Annotated in this window: 18 protein-coding genes and 1 tRNA gene; 5 read left to right on the top strand and 14 right to left on the bottom strand. The window is 66.3% G+C overall.

The window, feature by feature from the left end; translation table 11 throughout:
* Position 1: 1 nt before the first annotated feature.
* From ABH935_RS48730 to ABH935_RS48715, 4 genes are all read right to left on the bottom strand, one after another.
* Positions 2–158: transfer RNA gene (locus ABH935_RS48730), tRNA-Ser, on the bottom strand.
* Between the two features lie 31 nt (positions 159–189).
* The gene (locus ABH935_RS48725) at positions 190–1,011 is read right to left on the bottom strand and encodes a hypothetical protein (protein ID WP_370384846.1); all 822 of its coding nucleotides are present in this window, start codon (positions 1,009–1,011) and stop codon (positions 190–192) included.
* Positions 1,012–1,140: 129 nt separating this feature from the next.
* Positions 1,141–1,641, bottom strand: coding sequence for an NUDIX domain-containing protein (locus tag ABH935_RS48720; RefSeq protein WP_370384845.1), 501 nt, complete (start codon positions 1,639–1,641; stop codon positions 1,141–1,143).
* Positions 1,628–2,941, bottom strand: a complete 1,314-nt coding sequence (locus ABH935_RS48715) for a hypothetical protein (RefSeq protein ID WP_370384844.1) — start codon at positions 2,939–2,941, stop codon at positions 1,628–1,630. The genes ABH935_RS48720 and ABH935_RS48715 overlap by 14 nt, the downstream gene beginning before the upstream one ends.
* A gap of 151 nt (positions 2,942–3,092) precedes the next feature.
* On the opposite strand from ABH935_RS48715, the gene ABH935_RS48710 reads away from it, so the two are divergent.
* The 5 genes from ABH935_RS48710 to ABH935_RS48690 all read left to right on the top strand — a co-directional run bounded on the left by ABH935_RS48710 (position 3,093) and on the right by ABH935_RS48690 (position 6,692).
* Entirely contained in the window at positions 3,093–3,749 is a 657-nt protein-coding gene (locus ABH935_RS48710; RefSeq protein ID WP_370384843.1) for an ATP-binding protein, read from the top strand.
* Entirely contained in the window at positions 3,694–4,440 is a 747-nt protein-coding gene (locus tag ABH935_RS48705; RefSeq protein WP_370384842.1) for a hypothetical protein, read from the top strand. Before ABH935_RS48710 ends, ABH935_RS48705 begins: the two co-directional genes overlap by 56 nt.
* A gap of 76 nt (positions 4,441–4,516) precedes the next feature.
* Entirely contained in the window at positions 4,517–5,431 is a 915-nt protein-coding gene (locus tag ABH935_RS48700) for an aminoglycoside phosphotransferase family protein (protein WP_370384841.1), read from the top strand.
* A 6-nt stretch (positions 5,432–5,437) separates the two neighbouring features.
* Positions 5,438–6,124 (top strand): class I SAM-dependent methyltransferase, encoded by a 687-nt coding sequence (locus tag ABH935_RS48695; protein WP_370384840.1) that lies wholly within the window; start codon positions 5,438–5,440, stop codon positions 6,122–6,124.
* A gap of 25 nt (positions 6,125–6,149) precedes the next feature.
* A complete protein-coding gene (locus tag ABH935_RS48690) occupies positions 6,150–6,692 on the top strand; it encodes a hypothetical protein (RefSeq protein ID WP_370384839.1) in 543 nt (180 codons plus the stop codon).
* 50 nt (positions 6,693–6,742) lie between these two features.
* Here ABH935_RS48690 and ABH935_RS48685 read toward each other — a convergent pair whose 3' ends face one another.
* Genes ABH935_RS48685 through ABH935_RS48640 form a run of 10 tightly spaced genes read right to left on the bottom strand, consistent with a single transcriptional unit; the run spans position 6,743 to position 15,786 of the window.
* Positions 6,743–6,967 carry a hypothetical protein gene (locus ABH935_RS48685; RefSeq protein WP_370384838.1) on the bottom strand — a complete coding sequence of 75 codons (225 nt, stop codon included), beginning with the start codon at positions 6,965–6,967 and terminating at the stop codon, positions 6,743–6,745.
* Between the two features lie 27 nt (positions 6,968–6,994).
* On the bottom strand, positions 6,995–7,861 hold the full coding sequence (locus ABH935_RS48680; protein ID WP_370384837.1) for a GH25 family lysozyme: 867 nt from the start codon (positions 7,859–7,861) through the stop codon (positions 6,995–6,997).
* Positions 7,858–8,217, bottom strand: a complete 360-nt coding sequence (locus tag ABH935_RS48675) for a DUF1003 domain-containing protein (RefSeq protein WP_370384836.1) — start codon at positions 8,215–8,217, stop codon at positions 7,858–7,860. Before ABH935_RS48675 ends, ABH935_RS48680 begins: the two co-directional genes overlap by 4 nt.
* On the bottom strand, positions 8,214–8,654 hold the full coding sequence (locus ABH935_RS48670; protein WP_370384835.1) for a hypothetical protein: 441 nt from the start codon (positions 8,652–8,654) through the stop codon (positions 8,214–8,216). Before ABH935_RS48670 ends, ABH935_RS48675 begins: the two co-directional genes overlap by 4 nt.
* Positions 8,654–8,881, bottom strand: a complete 228-nt coding sequence (locus ABH935_RS48665) for a hypothetical protein (protein WP_370384834.1) — start codon at positions 8,879–8,881, stop codon at positions 8,654–8,656. Before ABH935_RS48665 ends, ABH935_RS48670 begins: the two co-directional genes overlap by 1 nt.
* Positions 8,878–9,159 (bottom strand): hypothetical protein, encoded by a 282-nt coding sequence (locus ABH935_RS48660; RefSeq protein ID WP_370384833.1) that lies wholly within the window; start codon positions 9,157–9,159, stop codon positions 8,878–8,880. The genes ABH935_RS48665 and ABH935_RS48660 overlap by 4 nt, the downstream gene beginning before the upstream one ends.
* Before the next feature lie 16 nt (positions 9,160–9,175).
* Positions 9,176–9,703, bottom strand: a complete 528-nt coding sequence (locus tag ABH935_RS48655) for a hypothetical protein (protein WP_370384832.1) — start codon at positions 9,701–9,703, stop codon at positions 9,176–9,178.
* Positions 9,704–9,755: 52 nt separating this feature from the next.
* Positions 9,756–10,322: a hypothetical protein gene (locus ABH935_RS48650; RefSeq protein ID WP_370384831.1), complete on the bottom strand. Its 567-nt coding sequence runs from the start codon at positions 10,320–10,322 to the stop codon at positions 9,756–9,758.
* 12 nt (positions 10,323–10,334) lie between these two features.
* A complete protein-coding gene (locus tag ABH935_RS48645; protein WP_370384830.1) occupies positions 10,335–13,142 on the bottom strand; it encodes a hypothetical protein in 2,808 nt (935 codons plus the stop codon).
* Positions 13,143–13,173: 31 nt separating this feature from the next.
* On the bottom strand, positions 13,174–15,786 hold the full coding sequence (locus ABH935_RS48640) for a phage tail tape measure protein (RefSeq protein ID WP_370384829.1): 2,613 nt from the start codon (positions 15,784–15,786) through the stop codon (positions 13,174–13,176).
* Positions 15,787–15,818 lie beyond the last annotated feature (32 nt).

The following is a 15,818-nucleotide window of genomic DNA, read 5'->3' as shown; positions in this document are numbered from 1 at the left end:
GTGCGCACGAAGGGATTCGAACCCCTAACCTTCTGATCCGTAGTCAGAGAGAAACAGGGGGCTAGAGGTTCAAATCGCAGGTCAACGACATCGTAAGACATTGTCTGACCCACCTGAACAGAGTAGTTCGGAGCCGGGTTCTCCCACTTTTCTCCCGCTCACGTGTTGACACCGAAGCGCGAGCGTAGGCTATCGCGACTCACTGAGTCGGCGCAGGAAGCGACGAAGTACAGCGGCTAGCTCCGCTGGCTTGTCTAGCGCCTCGACTGGTATCCGGTCCACGAAGGCAACTCCCGCATCCCTCAGCAAATGATCTCGCGTAGAGTCCATGGCTCGCCTGCCATTGTGATGAGGGCCGTCCACTTCGATTACGCCCGCCCTGCCCTTGTAGGTGACCACGACGTCCGGTTCCCACGTGTGACCCAATGCGCGCCCACGCGGTAGAGGGAGTACGGTGATCGTTTCTTCCGCTGGCAAGCTCTGCTGAAGCTGCTTGAGCGCGCGGTACACCGTGAGCTCTCCAGCATTCGTGAAAACGAGTCCATCCTCTGTGAACTTGGACCCCTCGATGCGAAGGCGCTGAGCTTGGTTGGTAGGACGCCCGCGAGCGAGTACCTCCTTGAGCTGTTCCTGCCATCCGGGTCCGATATTGGGTAGAGACTCCAGGACGATCACCGCGTCAATCTCGGAGTAGTAGCCGAGGTCGAGCCGCCGAGACAGCCCCTTGCAGAGATCATCCAGCTCTTTAATGATCTCTTCGGTGAAAGAAAGTCGGTCCTGCGGCGCCACATGGATCTCAAGGTAGCTGAAGGTTTGATCTTCCGGGTCGACCGTTCTGCTTGCCCAGACGGTAGAGAGAAGGAGGGCGGCAACGTTGCTTCTGCCACGCTGGACCAAGATCGCCGCAGCATTCCCGAGGATTGCATCAGCTATAAGCAACTGCTTATCTTCCCACTCAAGGGACTCGTCGCTGAGCAGCGAACCATACGACTGAGACGACGCGTCGACCATCAACCCCTCCGAGCTCCATCCGCTTGAGGAAGACGATAGACCTATGCGCCGACTCATTTGGGATCGAATGCCGCCCCATTGCTGACGTGGCTCTAATTGCTCATGACGTTGATGACTTGGCGTGTTGTCTCAAGCGGCAACTCGTTGACCGTCGCGGAGGTAACGCGTCTGTCGATCTTCAAGGGCATCGAGCGCGGCACGGAGCCGAGCCCAGACGTAAGGGCGTAGCCGGCGAGCCGCCTCGGCCTCGTCGACGAACGCGAACGCGTCAAGCTCACCGTCGAGGATGCGCATGGCGGAGATCTCGCCCCGAGTGAGTCGGCCGGCATCGAAGATGAAAGCCAGTTGGTCGTCCCACGGCCCATGAGGCGAGACCCAATCGATGCACAGGACGCCACCGACGTTCACCTGTAGGCCAAGTTCCTCGACGAGCTCGCGCCGCACGGCCTCGTCCGGCGGTTCGTTCGCCTCTGCCATCCCTCCGGGCAGGTCCCAATCTGGCTTGTAGTTCGGGTCGACGAGGAGGATCCGGCCATCCTCGTCGCGCAGTAGGACATCGGCGGCGACACGCTTTCGGGCTTGCTTGGCGTTCCCTTCAGCGAGGTACGCGTCCCATTCAGCCGGCGTCATGTCCGCGGGGGTCGGCATGGTTCGGCATTCTTCCTTCGTCGTCCGGCACGGCGAGGCCGGCCATGAGCCAGCGCCGTGACTGTTGCTCTCGCGACAGGAGTGTCAGGAACTCCGAGACTACGCGCGACGACTGGTAGGGCACCAACGCGGTACAGAGGTCGTCGAGAAGGGTGATCACTCGCGCAGAGCCGGGCGCGATGGTGTTGCCGATGACGGCACGTCCGACATCGCACGCGCCTTCGGGGTCGCGGTTTTCGACGAGAAGTTGCGCGGTGAGGATCAGCCCGAACGCGCGACTTCGTGCCCGCTCTACATCCCGAAGCGCAACCGCCCGTTCTGCCGTTCGCAACGCCGCCGCACGTTGGCCGGTCTTCCGCATGCAGTGAGCGACCTCGATAGCGAGCGACGCCTCGTCGAATGGGCTCAGCCACTCGGAAACCTCACCCGACGAACTCGATCCGAGCGCCTTGTCTGCGCTGGCTAGTGCTTGGGCGGTTGCGTGACGGTCGCCGAGCTCGGCGAGTCCTCGGGCTTCCATGGCGAACAACCGAGCATTGAGCGCGGGCTGTGGAAGTCCTCGACGAGCCGTTTGCCGGCCAGTGTGAGCGAGCTCGACGGCGCCATGGGCGTCCCCAGCTTGTAGAGCGAGGTGACTCATGCTCGCGTAGATGCCGGCGCTGTGCTCGGGCTTCTTAGCCGTTTGGGACAGCGCGAGCGCATGCTTGAAGTGCCGTTCAGCGAGCGGGTCACGGCCCGCGTCGTGGGCCATCCAGCCGGCCATCTCATTGAGTCCAGCCGCCGCAGAGAAGATCGCTAGGTCACCGCCGACGGCCAGTTGCGGCCCAACATGTTGACCAAGGTAGTCGGCGACGGCTCGGTAAAAGTGCCCGCCCCCGATCCGGCGGTCTTGTACGCGGAAGGCATCCATGGCGGCAAGGTGGCTTTGCGTCGGCTGGTCGCTCTGCTGAATGGTCGGCGTGCGGGCCGGTTGAGATGACGGCACGTCGTGCTGACCAGATGCCTCCCACGGGCGCGGACCGAGGCCGAAGTACGCGCCAGGCACTCGAAGCCCATCCGCGACGCGCTCGATGACCTCGACACTCACCCGCCCGTGCTTGCCCATGATGTAGTCGGCAACGCGTGACGGCGTCAGACCGCATCGCCGACCGATGTGAGATGCGGTGAACTGTGCCGGGCCGTCGGTCAGGTTCTTGATGAGGTTGAAGAATCGACCGAGATCACGATCGGCGCAGGCTCGCATGACGTCGGGTCGGTCCCGAACGTCGGCCGGTAGATACATCGGTGGATTGTTACGACGGCTCAAAGCTCGCGATCTCCTGACGGCGAGTTCTGACGGATGGTGCCGGATGCGTTGCTACCGGTGAGTTTACCCACGGCAGTTACCCACCGTGCCACTTATCCGGGCTCTGATCTAGCGGGACTCTCAGGTCATGACCTCGATCAACTCCACGTCAGTCGAGTTCCGGTGCCCGCCGCTGGAGCTGACCGCGGATCCTGGCTCGGAGTTTTGGGCTCGCGCCCATGCCGCCGACGTCCTTCGCGCGTGGCAGTTGGAGAACCTCGCCGGCCTTGTCGACACGATCGTTGCCGAGATGGTCCTCAACGCGGTCCGCTACTCCAAGGTCCACATCGCAGTGATCATGTGGACGTCCGACGGATACCTCGTCCTAGACGTCTGGGACGCAGGCATTCGACCAAGTCCCTTCCTGACTCCCGCCGGCAAGTCACACGACGAGCTACCGCTCATGAAAGCCCTCGCCGACAAGTGGGAAGTCGTCGGAGCCAACAGAGGCGGGCGGATCGTCCGCGCATGGATCCGGAGAGACGTCCACCCGGACGTCCTGACCATCGAGCAGCAGTTACGCGCCGCAAGGACGCGCAGCGTGTCACTGCTCGTCCCCGACGAGAAGCCGACGGAAGCACTGATCACCCGCGTCATCGAGGGCTTCCGCGCCCTTGATCGCCAGAAGCACGTCACCTGGACCCCGCCGAGGACGGCCCCCGGCGGTTCGCCCGAAAGGGGTATGCCACATGAGCACCATGGAAGCGACGACGATCAGCGTCGAACTGCCGGCCGAGTTCGATAAGCGCTGGAACCGGATGGCCGGCATCACGGTCGAGGGTCGGCAGGTCACGGTCAACCCCGACGAGTACTTCTTCCAGTTCGACAGCAACACGTGGCGCCTGTGCGACTGGGACCGCGTCGCCTCGGAACTGCTCGCCGTGGCCGAGACGAGCGAGAAGGCGCTCGACCAGACCGTTCTGGAGTTCATCCACCGTCACAGCTACTCGACCGGGGACGCCGCGAAGGTGCTGACGACGGCGTGGGAGGTCAACAACTACATGTTCCGCGAGGAACACCTCGACGGTCTCGGGATCGACGGCTTCACCGCCGATCACCTGCGGATGCTGCGCGAGGTCGGGACCTTCATGGCGCTGAACAAGGTCGAGGACGACGGCACGATCAGCAACGTCGGCCCCTGCTGGATGTTCCCCGCGGCGACGACCGTCGTGTTCGACCTCTCCGACAAGGAAGCCGAGATGATCGACGAGGTCTACCACGGCACCTGGTTCAACGAGAGTCGCCGGCTCGAAGCCCTCAAGGCGAACGCTGCGCTCGGCGGCCGGCTGGTCCACGGGTGCCAGTCGGTTCCGAGCCAGTCCGGCGGCGCGATCGTCCCGTTCGGCGCCTCGATCGCGAAGTTCACCAGTGAGCTCAACCGGTTCCGGAGCGACTGGCTGGAGCGCGTCTACTCGATGCGCGAACGCACGGCCTAACCGTCCCCTACGGCGGGTGGCACGCTGCGTCGTGTCGCCCGCCTCGTCCCCCCTTGTGCCTGATGGAGTAACGACCATGGATCGAACCCTCGTCACCGGCATGCTCATCGACTTGTGTGAGCGGGCCGCCTTTCCGAAGCCGACAACACGCGAGGAAGTACGGGCCTGGCAACTCTCTGCCGTCGAACGAGTCCGCTTGCCTGATGGGCGAAGCTTGATCTTCAAGTACGCCGCCGAACCGTTCACCAGTGAGTACCGCGCCATCGAGTTCGCCCGCAGCCGGCACATCCCGGTCCCGGACATGTATGGCGCTATCCAGCGCGATCACATGCTCGGGATGCTCATGCAAGACCTTGGTGAGCCGCTCCACGAGGCCAGCGATCGTGACGGCATCCACGCCGCTTTACTCATTCACGCGGCCGGGCGTGCGCCCGAGATGCACCAACTCGACATGCATACCCTGTCGGGACTGCCGCACCTCGCTTCAAGCCACATGAGCAGGCTTCAAGCGTCCGGACGGTGGCAAAGTGTCGATGACGTGGTCGAGGGAATCGCCATCCTGCGGGAGTGCGCCGAGGCGCGGTCCGCTGGCGCCCAACTCGAACCCTTCGGCCTTGTGCACTCCGAGTTTCACCCGACGAGTTTGCATGTCGGGAGTAGTGGGTTGCGGCTACTGGACTTCGCGCGTGCGTTCAACGGACCGGGCCTGATCGACCTTGCCTCGTGGCACGGAACGATCGACGCCGCCGATCCGGACCGGCTTCGCGGATTCCTCGAACAGTACGTCGCCGCCGGCGGAGCACCTGACACGCTGGCGAAGCGGGGCGGTCTAGCGGCTGAATCGTGGGCGCTCGGATGGCATCGAGTCTGGGCAATCGAGTGGTTTCTCGACCAGTCGATCCGGTGGATCAACAACCCCGAGGATGACCCGATCTACATCGAGGCCATTCGGCGGCATCTTCGCGAAGCCCTGCGCTTGCTTGAGGTGTGAGCCGGCATGAGCGTCAACCCCAATACCGCAGCGTGGCAGGCTCACGCCATACAGCGTCTTCGGGCCGAGGCGTCGAACCCCCACGAGATTCCGGAACGTATGGAGTGGACCCGAACCCCGGGCGTCGGGCCGGGCGCCGAGCTTCTCGGTGCTGTCCGGGGACGCCGGGTCATCGAACTCGGGTGCGGCGCCGGGCACAACATCGCACACCTCGTCGCTAAGCAAGGCGCCATTGGTACCGGGCTTGACGTCGCCTGGGGCCAGATCGAACGCGCTCGACGCAACTACGGTCGTCTGCCTCTTACGTTCACGGTGGCTGAGGCGTGTGCTTCATTGGAGTACGCGCGGCAGCCGTTCGACGTCTGCTATTCGGTTTTCGGGGCGGTTGGCTTGGTCCCGCCGTTGGAGCTGTTCGCGCTGGTAGCCGAAAAGCTCGCGGACCGCGGCCTGTTGGCCTTTGCGGTCGCCCACCCTGATCGGCCGGGGTGTTCACCCGACGACGGCAATGACCCTCAACAGGACTGGCTTGATCTCCCCGACGGAAACCGCGCCCCAGTCTTGCGCTACGTACCCCGACGTGAGACTTGGCCCGATCTCGTTGCAAAGGCAGGACTGAGCACTACCGACGTCCTCGACGTCCTCGATGTCGAGGGCAGACCAGACACGCTCATCATCACAGCCGTCAAGACTTGAGGTCGCGGCAACTCGGAGGGACGCGATGCGCAGTGCTCATCTGATCATGGACATAGACGGTGTCCTGATTCCCTACCCTGACGCCGCGGGCCGTAGCCCGGATACTCACACGCGGCACCTCGTCACACCGACCGGCTACGAACGTCAGCCGGCGGTCGCGATATGGCTGAACCCGACGCACGGCCCACTGATCGCAAGGTTCCTCGCGGATTCCGGGCTGTCGATGGCTTGGGCGACCAGTTGGCAACACGACGCGAACCGCCTGATCGGAAGTCGGCTCGGCCTGCCGCCATCGACGGTCATCGAATGGGACCGGCCAGCAATTACCGTCAGCCATCCGAACGGCTACCTATGGAAGCGCGATCCGGTGGCCGAGTGGCTCGGCGAGGCGCCCGCCGCATGGATCGACGACGACTTCACTGCGGCTGATCATGCTTGGGCTGCTGCCCGGACCTTGTCCGGGATCCCAACAATCCTTGTCCAGCCCGACCACCATGAGGGACTGCTACCAGGTCACCTCAACACGGTCGCCGAGTGGGCGTCGACACGGCTTGCGAAAGCATCATGACCGCCCGACCCGACGCACGAGACGTCGGCTCGGGGCGGCGGCATAGGAAGCTACCCGCCGGTCGGCGGGCTCGCTGCGGGCTTGGCTGGCGTGAACGGCGTCGCGGACGTGGTCGGCCAGACCTGGCGAACGACGGCCTCGGCGGCGCCGATGCCGAGGGCGGCGAGGGTCTTCCATCCGAGGTTCGCGGTGCCGGTGGTGACGAGCTGCGCGACGAATGCGACGGCGAACAGTCGAGCGACGCGGATGGCTTGGGCCTTGAGGTGGTCGGTCATGGTGGTCGTCTCCTGTCGGGTGGTGGGTCAGGCGGCGAGCTTGGTGCCGATGGCGTGGGTGATGTCGCCGGCGAGTACGCCGACGTCGATGCCGCCGGTGCGCATGCCGTTGATGGTGTTGATCAGGGCGTCGAGCTTGCCGTTGACGCTGTCGAGCTCGGCCTTGATGGCGTTGGCCTGGTCGCGGGCCTGTTCGGCGGCGGTTTCGGCGTTGACGAGGCGCTGGCGCATGTCGATCGGGTCGAGGTGGGCGTTCTTGAAGGCCCAGATGTCGTAGGGCGTCACGGTGGTGTCTCCTGTCGTGGTGGTGGCGGTGCCGTTGATGAGGTCGGCGAGCTGCGCGGTGGTGCCGCGGTAGGCGTTGAAGTCGATGGACTGACCGGCGTATGGCTGCTTGTCGGTGTACTGCCAGACGTCCGGGGTCTTGCCGCCGTAGGCGTTCCAGTTCGGGTCGGTGTCGCTGTAGCCGCCGGGGTAGCCCGAGGCGATCAGGGCGACGCCGAGGGATGCGAGGTCGCCGCCGGTCTGGGACCAGTACCAGCGCGGGTAGTACACGCCCCACACGCGCCCGCCGAGCTGGCGCATGCGGGCGATGAATGCCGCGCAGTCGGCGACGGTCGGCTTGCTGGCGCCCTCGGGTTCGACGTCGAGCATGACCGGGGTCGCCCCGACGATCGCGTGGCAGTAGTCGGCCTGGCCGGCGCCGTTGCCGGCGGTGAGGAAGTGGTAGGCGCTGAAGACCGACCCGACCGCGGCCGCCTGCGCCTTGAAGCCGGCGTAGCTGGCGTCTGTGTAGTAGGTGCCCTCGGATGCCTTCGCAATCAGCGCGACGGTGCCGGGCTGGATGCGTAGACCGGCCTGGAAGTTGGACACGTCGGGAAAGAAGATCGTCACAGCGTCGTCCCCTTGGTCTGCGCGGCGATCTGGTCGACGACGGTGGCGATGTGGGTGAGCGCGGCGTGGTCGGCGTCGGCTTTGGCCTCGTGCCGGACGGCGGCGCGGTTTTGTGAGGCGCCGAGCAGCGGCAGCGCCCACAGTTGGACGAGGTTGCCGAGGAACAGCAGGAACGCGAACGGGTAGGGATCCCGCTTGAACAGCGGCAGGCCGGCGGTGGCCGCGCCGATCCACATCGTTTGCCAGGCGACGAGGATCCAGAACGTTCGCATCGAGCCGAACGCTGCGGTCACCTTGTCGGCGAGGCGGTCGTTGGCCGTGTCGGCGGGGTGCGGGACTGCGGGGTGGCTTCTCATTCGATCAGCCCCCGTATGTAGTGCTCGGCTTCGTAGTCGGCGGCGGATGCGGTGTGGACGCCGCCGTGGCCGCGGTGGTGGGCTGTGCACAGCCACATGAGGTTCTGCGCGGATTCGATCCAGGCGCCGACCTCGCCGGTGTTGGACACGCCGGGGTAGTCACGTTCCAGCAGTTCGAGATCGACCTCGTTGGCGAGGGCAAACTCGACATGGGAGTGGTGGAGCTCCAGCGTTCCGCCGCACATCGAGTCGTCACCGACGCGGACGGCGAAGGCGCAGCGCGCGGTCTTGCGGGTGCGGCGGCGGTAGGCCTCGAAGTCGACGTAGTGCGGGTCGGACTCGCGCGGGGCGTGGTCGGGGTAGTGGACGGTGTAGTGGTGGGTCACGGCCTGGTCGTGCGCGGCCGTCAGGTGACCCTTGCGGTGGGTGGTGGTCATCAGAAGCGGCCTCCGGTGAGTAGGTGGGCGGTGAGCCAGGCCAGGCCGGCGAGCAGGGCGAAGCGGCGAAGCCTGGTGAGGGCGCGGGGGTGCGGGTCGTTGCCGATGGCGAACCACTTCCAGATGTGGCCGCTGAGCGTGGCCGGCGTGCCGCCGCGGGCGAGGGCGGCGCCTTCCTCGATGGCGAACCACAAGATCCAGCCGATCCAGCCGAGAGTCCAGGTCATTTCGGGTCACCGCCGCTCGACTTGGTCAGAGCGTCGACCTGGTTGTGGAGCGCGGCGAGGTCGGCGGTGTGCTGGCCGAGGGTGGCGCGGATGGCGGTGACGTCGTCGCGCAGGCTTGATCCGCCGTTGGGTTCGAGTTGCTGGGAGCGGTGTTCGACGACGCCGACGGCGTGTTCGAGGCGGGCGAACCAGCGGTGGATCCAGCGGCCGAGTACGCCCAGAAAGACGAAGACCGCCGAGATGCTCGCGGCGGTCGATGCGTAGGTCTGTATTGACATGTGGTTGCCTTCGAGGTCAGGTGTGTTCCCACATGACGGTCATGCGGGGTTGTCCGTCGACGGCGCCGGTGGGGATGGTGGCGCCGGAAAACTGGTAGACCGCGATCTCGACGTAGTCGCCGGCGTTGAGGAACACATCCGCGGAGGTCGACAGCGCGGTGTCGACGCCGTTGACCGGCGCGATCTGAAGCTTCGCGAGGATCTGGGCGCCGCCGTTGACTTGGATGCGGATGCTGCGGAAGCCGTTGGCGTTCGAGGTGAAGTCGCACTGTCCGCAGACGTGATACACGCCCGGTAGCGGGGCTATGTACTGCGAAGGGATGCTCGCGTTGTGGGCGCCGTAGGGGTCTACGTCGACGGTGTCGTAGGTGACCGGGGTCCACTGCTGATTGTTGATGTTCTGGGCGGCGGTCTGGCGGGCGATGAGTGCCGGGGTGTTGATGCCGAAGTTGACTGCGTCGCGCACGTTGGCGTTGAGCATCGCGGCGGTGACGACTTCGCCATCGGTCCAGGTGCGTTGCGTGGGAATGCCGAGGTTGGTCATGCCGAATCGCCCCCGTGGATGGTGGAAGAAGGATCGAGCGATGGGGAGCGGTTCAGCGGTGGCGCCAGATCATTGAGACGCGGCCGTAGCCGTTGATGTCGTCGTTGATCAGGCTGGTTGCGGTGTTGTCGCCGTTGAAGACCGCGACCTCGGCGATGTCGCCGTAGTCCAGATACACGTCGGTGCTGGTGTTGAGGCAGGTGTTGAAGCTCGGCAGCGCCGGGACTTGGAGTTTGGCGCAGACCGTTTCGTTGCTGTTGACCTGGACGCGGATGGAGCGGAACGGTCCGGCGAAGTTGGAATTGGTCGGGGCGATCTGGACTTGCCCGGTGATCCGGTAGATCCCTGCGATCGGGGCGATGTACTTGGACCGATACGGGTTGTTGGTGGCGTCGTAGGGTGCGATGCCGCCGTAGGTGTCGAGCAGCTTTCCGGACAGGATGTCCAGTGGGGTCCAGTGGCCGCTTGGCAGGGTGTTGCCGCCTTGATGGTTGGCGATCATCACCGGTGGGCTCAGGCCGAAGGTGATGGCGTCGCGGACTTGGGCGTTGAGCTCGAAGTCGTGGACGGTTTCGCCAACGGTCCAGGTCCGTTGCGCGGGGACAGGCAGGTTGACCACGATCGCCGCCTTTCAGTAGCCGAGGGTCGTGGTCTTGCCGAGAACGGCCATCGAGTCGAAGCTCGTCGGGTCGGTCACACCGGCCGGCAACAGGTCGCAGACGGTGAACGGTCCGGTCGCCGCGGCGGTGGAGGACAGTTGCACCGAGCCGGCGCCGTTGCCGTCCAGGCCGGTGACGGTCACCGGGTAGGACGTGCCGGCCGTGGTCAGGAAGGCGATGCGCTGCCCGATCGACAGGTTCGCGTGCACCGGGTTGCCGGCCGGATCGGTGAGCAGCCCGCCGAACGGGTACCAGGCGGTTCCGTTGATCAGGTTGCCGGCGTAGGTGAAGTGCATCGCGGCGTCGGTCCAGGCGGTCCAGCCGTCCGCGGGCGACACCTGAATGTCGACGGTGGCGTTGGCGCCGTCGTCGGCGTTCCAGTTGATCGCTTCCACGAACCCGTCGAAGGTGATCACGGGTGCGCCCGGTGGTCGGCGGTTGACGCGGATCCGGGTTCCGAGCTCCAGCGCCAGGCACACCGGCCACAGCGCGGGGTTGGTGCCTGGATTCAGGGTCAGGGCACTAATTCGCATGCGGGCCTTGGAATACCGGCCGAGCAGGTAGTGAGCGGCGTCCTGGACTTCCAGGGCGTTGCTGGCTTGCGTGGTGCGAGTGACGGTGCGGATGCCGTAGGCGGCCTGCGATGCGGCATCGAATGCGCGGAACACGGTGCCGCTGCTGTTCTGCGTGATCTGGATGTCGTTGCCGATGCGGGTCGGGTCGAAGTCGAACGCGACCGTGTCGTAGGGCAGCTCCCCCGCGGCGGTGTTCTCCCCGAATACGAACGTCGGCGCCTGCGCCCTGGCGCGCCGGGACCGGTCCGCGAACCGCACGATGCCGCCGGCGTCGACGAAGTGCTGCCCGTTCTCGGTGGTAACGACTTGGCTGAGTGCGGTGAGCGCGTCTTGGCCGGCGATGTCGGTGGCCGCGGGCAGGTTCGTCGTCTGGCCGGGGTCGATCAGCGACGGTCCCTGGTAGCCGGCCAGGCCGAGGATGCGGGCGTAGCGCTGCCCAGTCGAGTCACCCGCGCCGGCGCTGCGCCAGATCTGATAGATCTGCTGCATCTGCGCCGCGGAGAGTTGGAACGGCCATTGGCACGCCCACGAGATGTCACCGGCGAAGGGCACGAACTCGTTGTTCACGCCCGAAATGGCGTCCGCGGCGATGGTGTCGGCGCTGAAAAAGTCCGGCGGATTCCACGGCTTTGCGAAGGTCCCGGAGAACACGACACCGTCGACACACGCGTGCCAGCCCAGACCGGCCGGATCGGTGGAGATGAACGCCAGGTGCCAGTTTCCAACCGACACCGCGCCGAGGTTGACCGTGGCGCCGCCGCCGTTGTGGTCGGCGAACTCCAGATAGAACGAGCCTTGATAGACCTCCATCGTTGCCGTCGAGGTCGGTGACGATGGCGAGTCCGCGCACCACACGTCTTGTCCCCCGGTGGTGTTGGTCTGCCGGAAGGCGACCATGCGCGTGAACCCGCCGGTCCGGGGTGGCCCGTACAGACCGTCCGGTCCGGGCGGCAGGATGAGACACGGCTCGGGTAGGTAGTTCTGTGTGCCGGCGTTCGCACCGGGGTTGAAGTTGACGACGGTCGTGCCGGGCGCGGCGGCGTATCCGCCGCCGGGGCTTGCCGAGGTCTGGGCGACGCCGGCGGTCACCCCGCCGGTTGGCGCTACCACCGCTGGACCGCGCTGCCCGGTGGCGTCGGCGAACTGTGTGGATCCGGCCTGCTCGCCGAGCCGGTAGCAGAAACTCAACCCCGCCCCGGACACCGAGCGCGGCGCCTGGATCGCCGCGGTCATCAGGTCGGTGAATTGCACCTGCGACAGCAGCGCGAAGGTGTCGACCGCGGTCGGGGTGACGGTGCCGAAGGCCCCGGAGTCGTTCCAGGCCTGCGGGTAGCGCTCGACCATGCCCGCATACAACGGGAACCAGGTGCCGGGCACGGTGAACGCCGAGGCGGTGGTGTTCTGCTCGAACTGCGCGCCGTCGACCTGGAACGACCACGACGCGGTCGGCGCGACGGTCATGGTCAGGGCGAACACCGCGGCGACAGCGCCGACCGGCACCACGTCGGGCACGCCCGCGAACGTCCACCCGCCGGTGGCTGAGCCGATGAGCGCCATCGGGGCGACGGTGGTCGTCGACAGCGTGCGTCCGTTGGTGTCCAGCCAGGCCAGGGAGGGGGCGACGGTCGGGTTCGCGCTGGCGGTCGCCGAGCGGATCCGGGCGGAGAACGCATAGGGCAGACCGACCGCGCCGGCGCGGACCGGCAAAGGGCCGAAGCTGACCAGCGCGGACCCGACCGCGGCTGAGGCCGTGGTGACCTGCCAAACCTGTGTGCCGGACCAGGCTGAGGCCGAGGCGGTCACGACCGGTGTGGCGTAGGCCCCGGTCACCAGGTACGGCGCCCCCGAGGTGCCGGGGGCGAGTGGGGTTCCCTCGCCGCCGGTGGCCTGGTCCGCCGACAGCAGGTTGACCGTGGCCGGCCACTGTGCGCGGATGCGCCAGGGCCGGTAGGGCACCAGGTTCGGGGCGAACATTGAGGCGGTGTTCGACGGGTCGAGGGCGCCGTCGCGGTCATCCCACACCCCCGACCAGGTCCCGGGCTGGACCTCGTCGAGCTCGAATTGCCGGCCGCGGGCGGTACCCCACTGCTGAATGAGCCGGCCTGTGAGGTCGGCGAAGCAGCCGGCGACGCCGAGGCCGTAGTTGCTGTTCCCGGTGGGGTTGAGCTCGCCGACCAGGACCGGCCAATTCGGGTTCTGCGACATGCCTCATCGCCCTCCTTCCCTCGTGGGTGGATCAGCGGTGGAAGGGGGTGTAGGACGTGCTGAAGCGGGCGCCCTGCTGGAGCATGACCCGTTGCATGGTCGAGGCGAGATCGCGGTCGGTCAGGACGCTGCCCTGGACGTTGATCACGATTCCGCCGGCGCCGCTACCGGCACTGACCGGAACCGGTCCGGATCCGCCGGCGCCGGCGCGGCCGGCGAGCATGTCGCGGCTGAGCACGTACTCGCCGCCGTGAACGACAGCGAGCATCGGTGCGCCGGGTGCGCCGGGAACCGGTCCGCCGTCGTCGAACCCGAGCAGCGAAGAGACCGAGTTCAGCCCTCCGGACACGGCGCCCGAGATCGACTTGAAGGCGCCGCCGACCTTGGAGATCGCGCCGCCGACGTCGTCGATGACGCGCTTCATGGTGTCGAAAACGGGTTTCATGACGTGGTTCCAGGCGAACGACAACGCGGTGCCGATGCCGCTGAAGACCGGCTCGGCGACGTTGTGCCACAGCCACAGCAGGACGTTTCCGGTGTCGGTCACGATCGTCTTGATCAGGCCGAGGGTCGGCTTGACGCCGTGGTCGTAGAGGAACGAGGCCGCGACGGCGATGCCGTGAAACGCGGGCTCGGCGGCGTTGCGCCACAGCCAGGTCAGGACGGCGCCGGTGGTGCGGATGATCGCGACGACCAGGTTGAACGACGGTTTGACGATCGAGTTCCACCACCAGGTGACGACTGCGCCGATGCCTCGGAAGACGGGTTCGGCGACGTCGCGCCACAGCCACAGCAGCACCGCGGCCGTGAGCCGCAGCATCGCGATATGGATCTTGATGATCGGCCAGGCGAAGTCGTTCCACCAGAACGCCAGGACCGCGCCGATGCCGCGGAAGACCGGTTCGGCGACCGAGTGCCACAGCCAGACCAGGACGGCGCCGGTGTCACGGACGGCCGCGGAGACCAGGCGGAAGGTGGGGCGGATGCCGTTGTTGTACAGCCACATCGTGACCGCGGCGATGCCGCGGAACGCGGGCTCGAACACCTCGTGCCACAGCCACAGCGCGATCTTGCCGACCTCGCGAAACGCGGCCTGAATGATCTGCCGGAAGGTCGTCGAGTGCTGATACGCCTCATAGAGCGCGACCCCGATGGCGACCAGCGCCAGGACGACCAGCATGATCGGGTTGGCGTCCATCGCGGCATCGAGCAGCCACGTTGCGGCGGTCAGGGCACGCGTAGCGACCGCCGACGCGATCGAGGCGGCCTTGTTCGCCACGAGGGCGCCGGTGTTGGCGATGGTCGTACCGACCGAGATCGCGCCCTTGACCGCGTAGGCCGCAAGGGCGGTGACCATGACGCCGCCAACCACTACCGCGACGGCCTCGCCGGCGGTCTTGTGCTTGGTCAGCCAGGTCACCGAGGTCGAGAACCATCCGACGGCGCGGGACACCCACGGCAGCAGGCCGGATCCGATGCGGATCCCGAGTGCCTCGACCTGGCCCTTGGCCTCGGACAGGCGTTGGTTGTAGGTCTGCTGGACCTGCGCCCAACCGGTGATCTGGCCGGCGCCGTTCTTCGCGGCCGTCGACACGGCGTCGACGTTGCCCTTGAACGTCGCCATGTTCGCGCCCGAGAGCTCAAGCGCGGCCTGCATGCTCTTGGAGCCGCCGACCATGTCGGCCAGGGCGCCAATGTAGGTCTGCTGTGCAGGCGAGAGGTTGGCGAGGGCCTTTTGATACTCGGTGGTGTTCTTCGAGGCCTTGGCGAGGGTCTCGATGACCACCGTGCCGGACGGTCCCATCTTGCGGTCGATGGCGTCGGTGAGCAGCTGGAGGGTGCCGGTCAGACCGCGCTGTCCGAGGTGCTCGGAGATGTCGGTTGCCGACAGGCCGAGCCCCTTCATCTCCTGCGCGGCCTTGCCGGTCGGGTTGGACAGCTGCGCAATGGTCTGCTTCAGATACGTCGCAGCGTCTGCGGCCTTCGTGCCCTCGCCGGTCTCCGTGGCCATCGCCCCGAGCACTTGCTCAAGGGACAGGTGCGCGGCCGAGGCCGCGGGAACGACCGTCGCCAGTGACCCCGCGAGGTCTTCCATGTGGGTCTTGCCGTTGGCGACCGTCGCGATCAGCTCGTTCGTGACGGTCGCGCTGTCGGACGCCTTCTCGTGGTAGGCGTTCAGCGACGTCGTCACCGCGTCAGCGATGGTTTCCAGGTCGGCGTTGCCGACCTTCGCGCCCTCGGCGGAGTTCTTGAGGACCGTGAGCCCGTCGGCGCCGTGGTAGCCGGCGGACTCGATCATGTAGAGCCCGTCGGTCAAGCTCTTGGTCGACTCCCCGACCTGCCCGGTCATGTCCAGGACGCCAGACGAGACAAGCTTCAGATTCGAGTGCAGCTCACCGGCGCCGGTCTCCAGCGAGGTCATGCCGGCCTGGAAGTTGCCGGCCATGCTCACCGTCTTCGCACCGACCATCACGGCGCCCTCAGACAGGCCCAGCAACGCGGCGGTACCGACGTTCTTCAGCCGGCCAAGGCTGGTCGTGCCAGTAGCGGTCGCGGCCTCGATGTCGCGGCCCATGCCGCGCAACATCGAGTTGACCGAACCGCCAACGCCGACGACTTCCAGAAATAGCTTTGGAAGTGCCATCAGGAAATCCTCCTGACAGCAATTCGCTATTC

This window comes from Catenulispora sp. GAS73 (assembly GCF_041262085.1).
Taxonomy (GTDB): domain Bacteria; phylum Actinomycetota; class Actinomycetes; order Streptomycetales; family Catenulisporaceae; genus Catenulispora.
The sequence above is the reverse complement of the archived record's forward strand: the minus strand, read 5'-3'. Positions and strand labels throughout refer to the sequence as shown.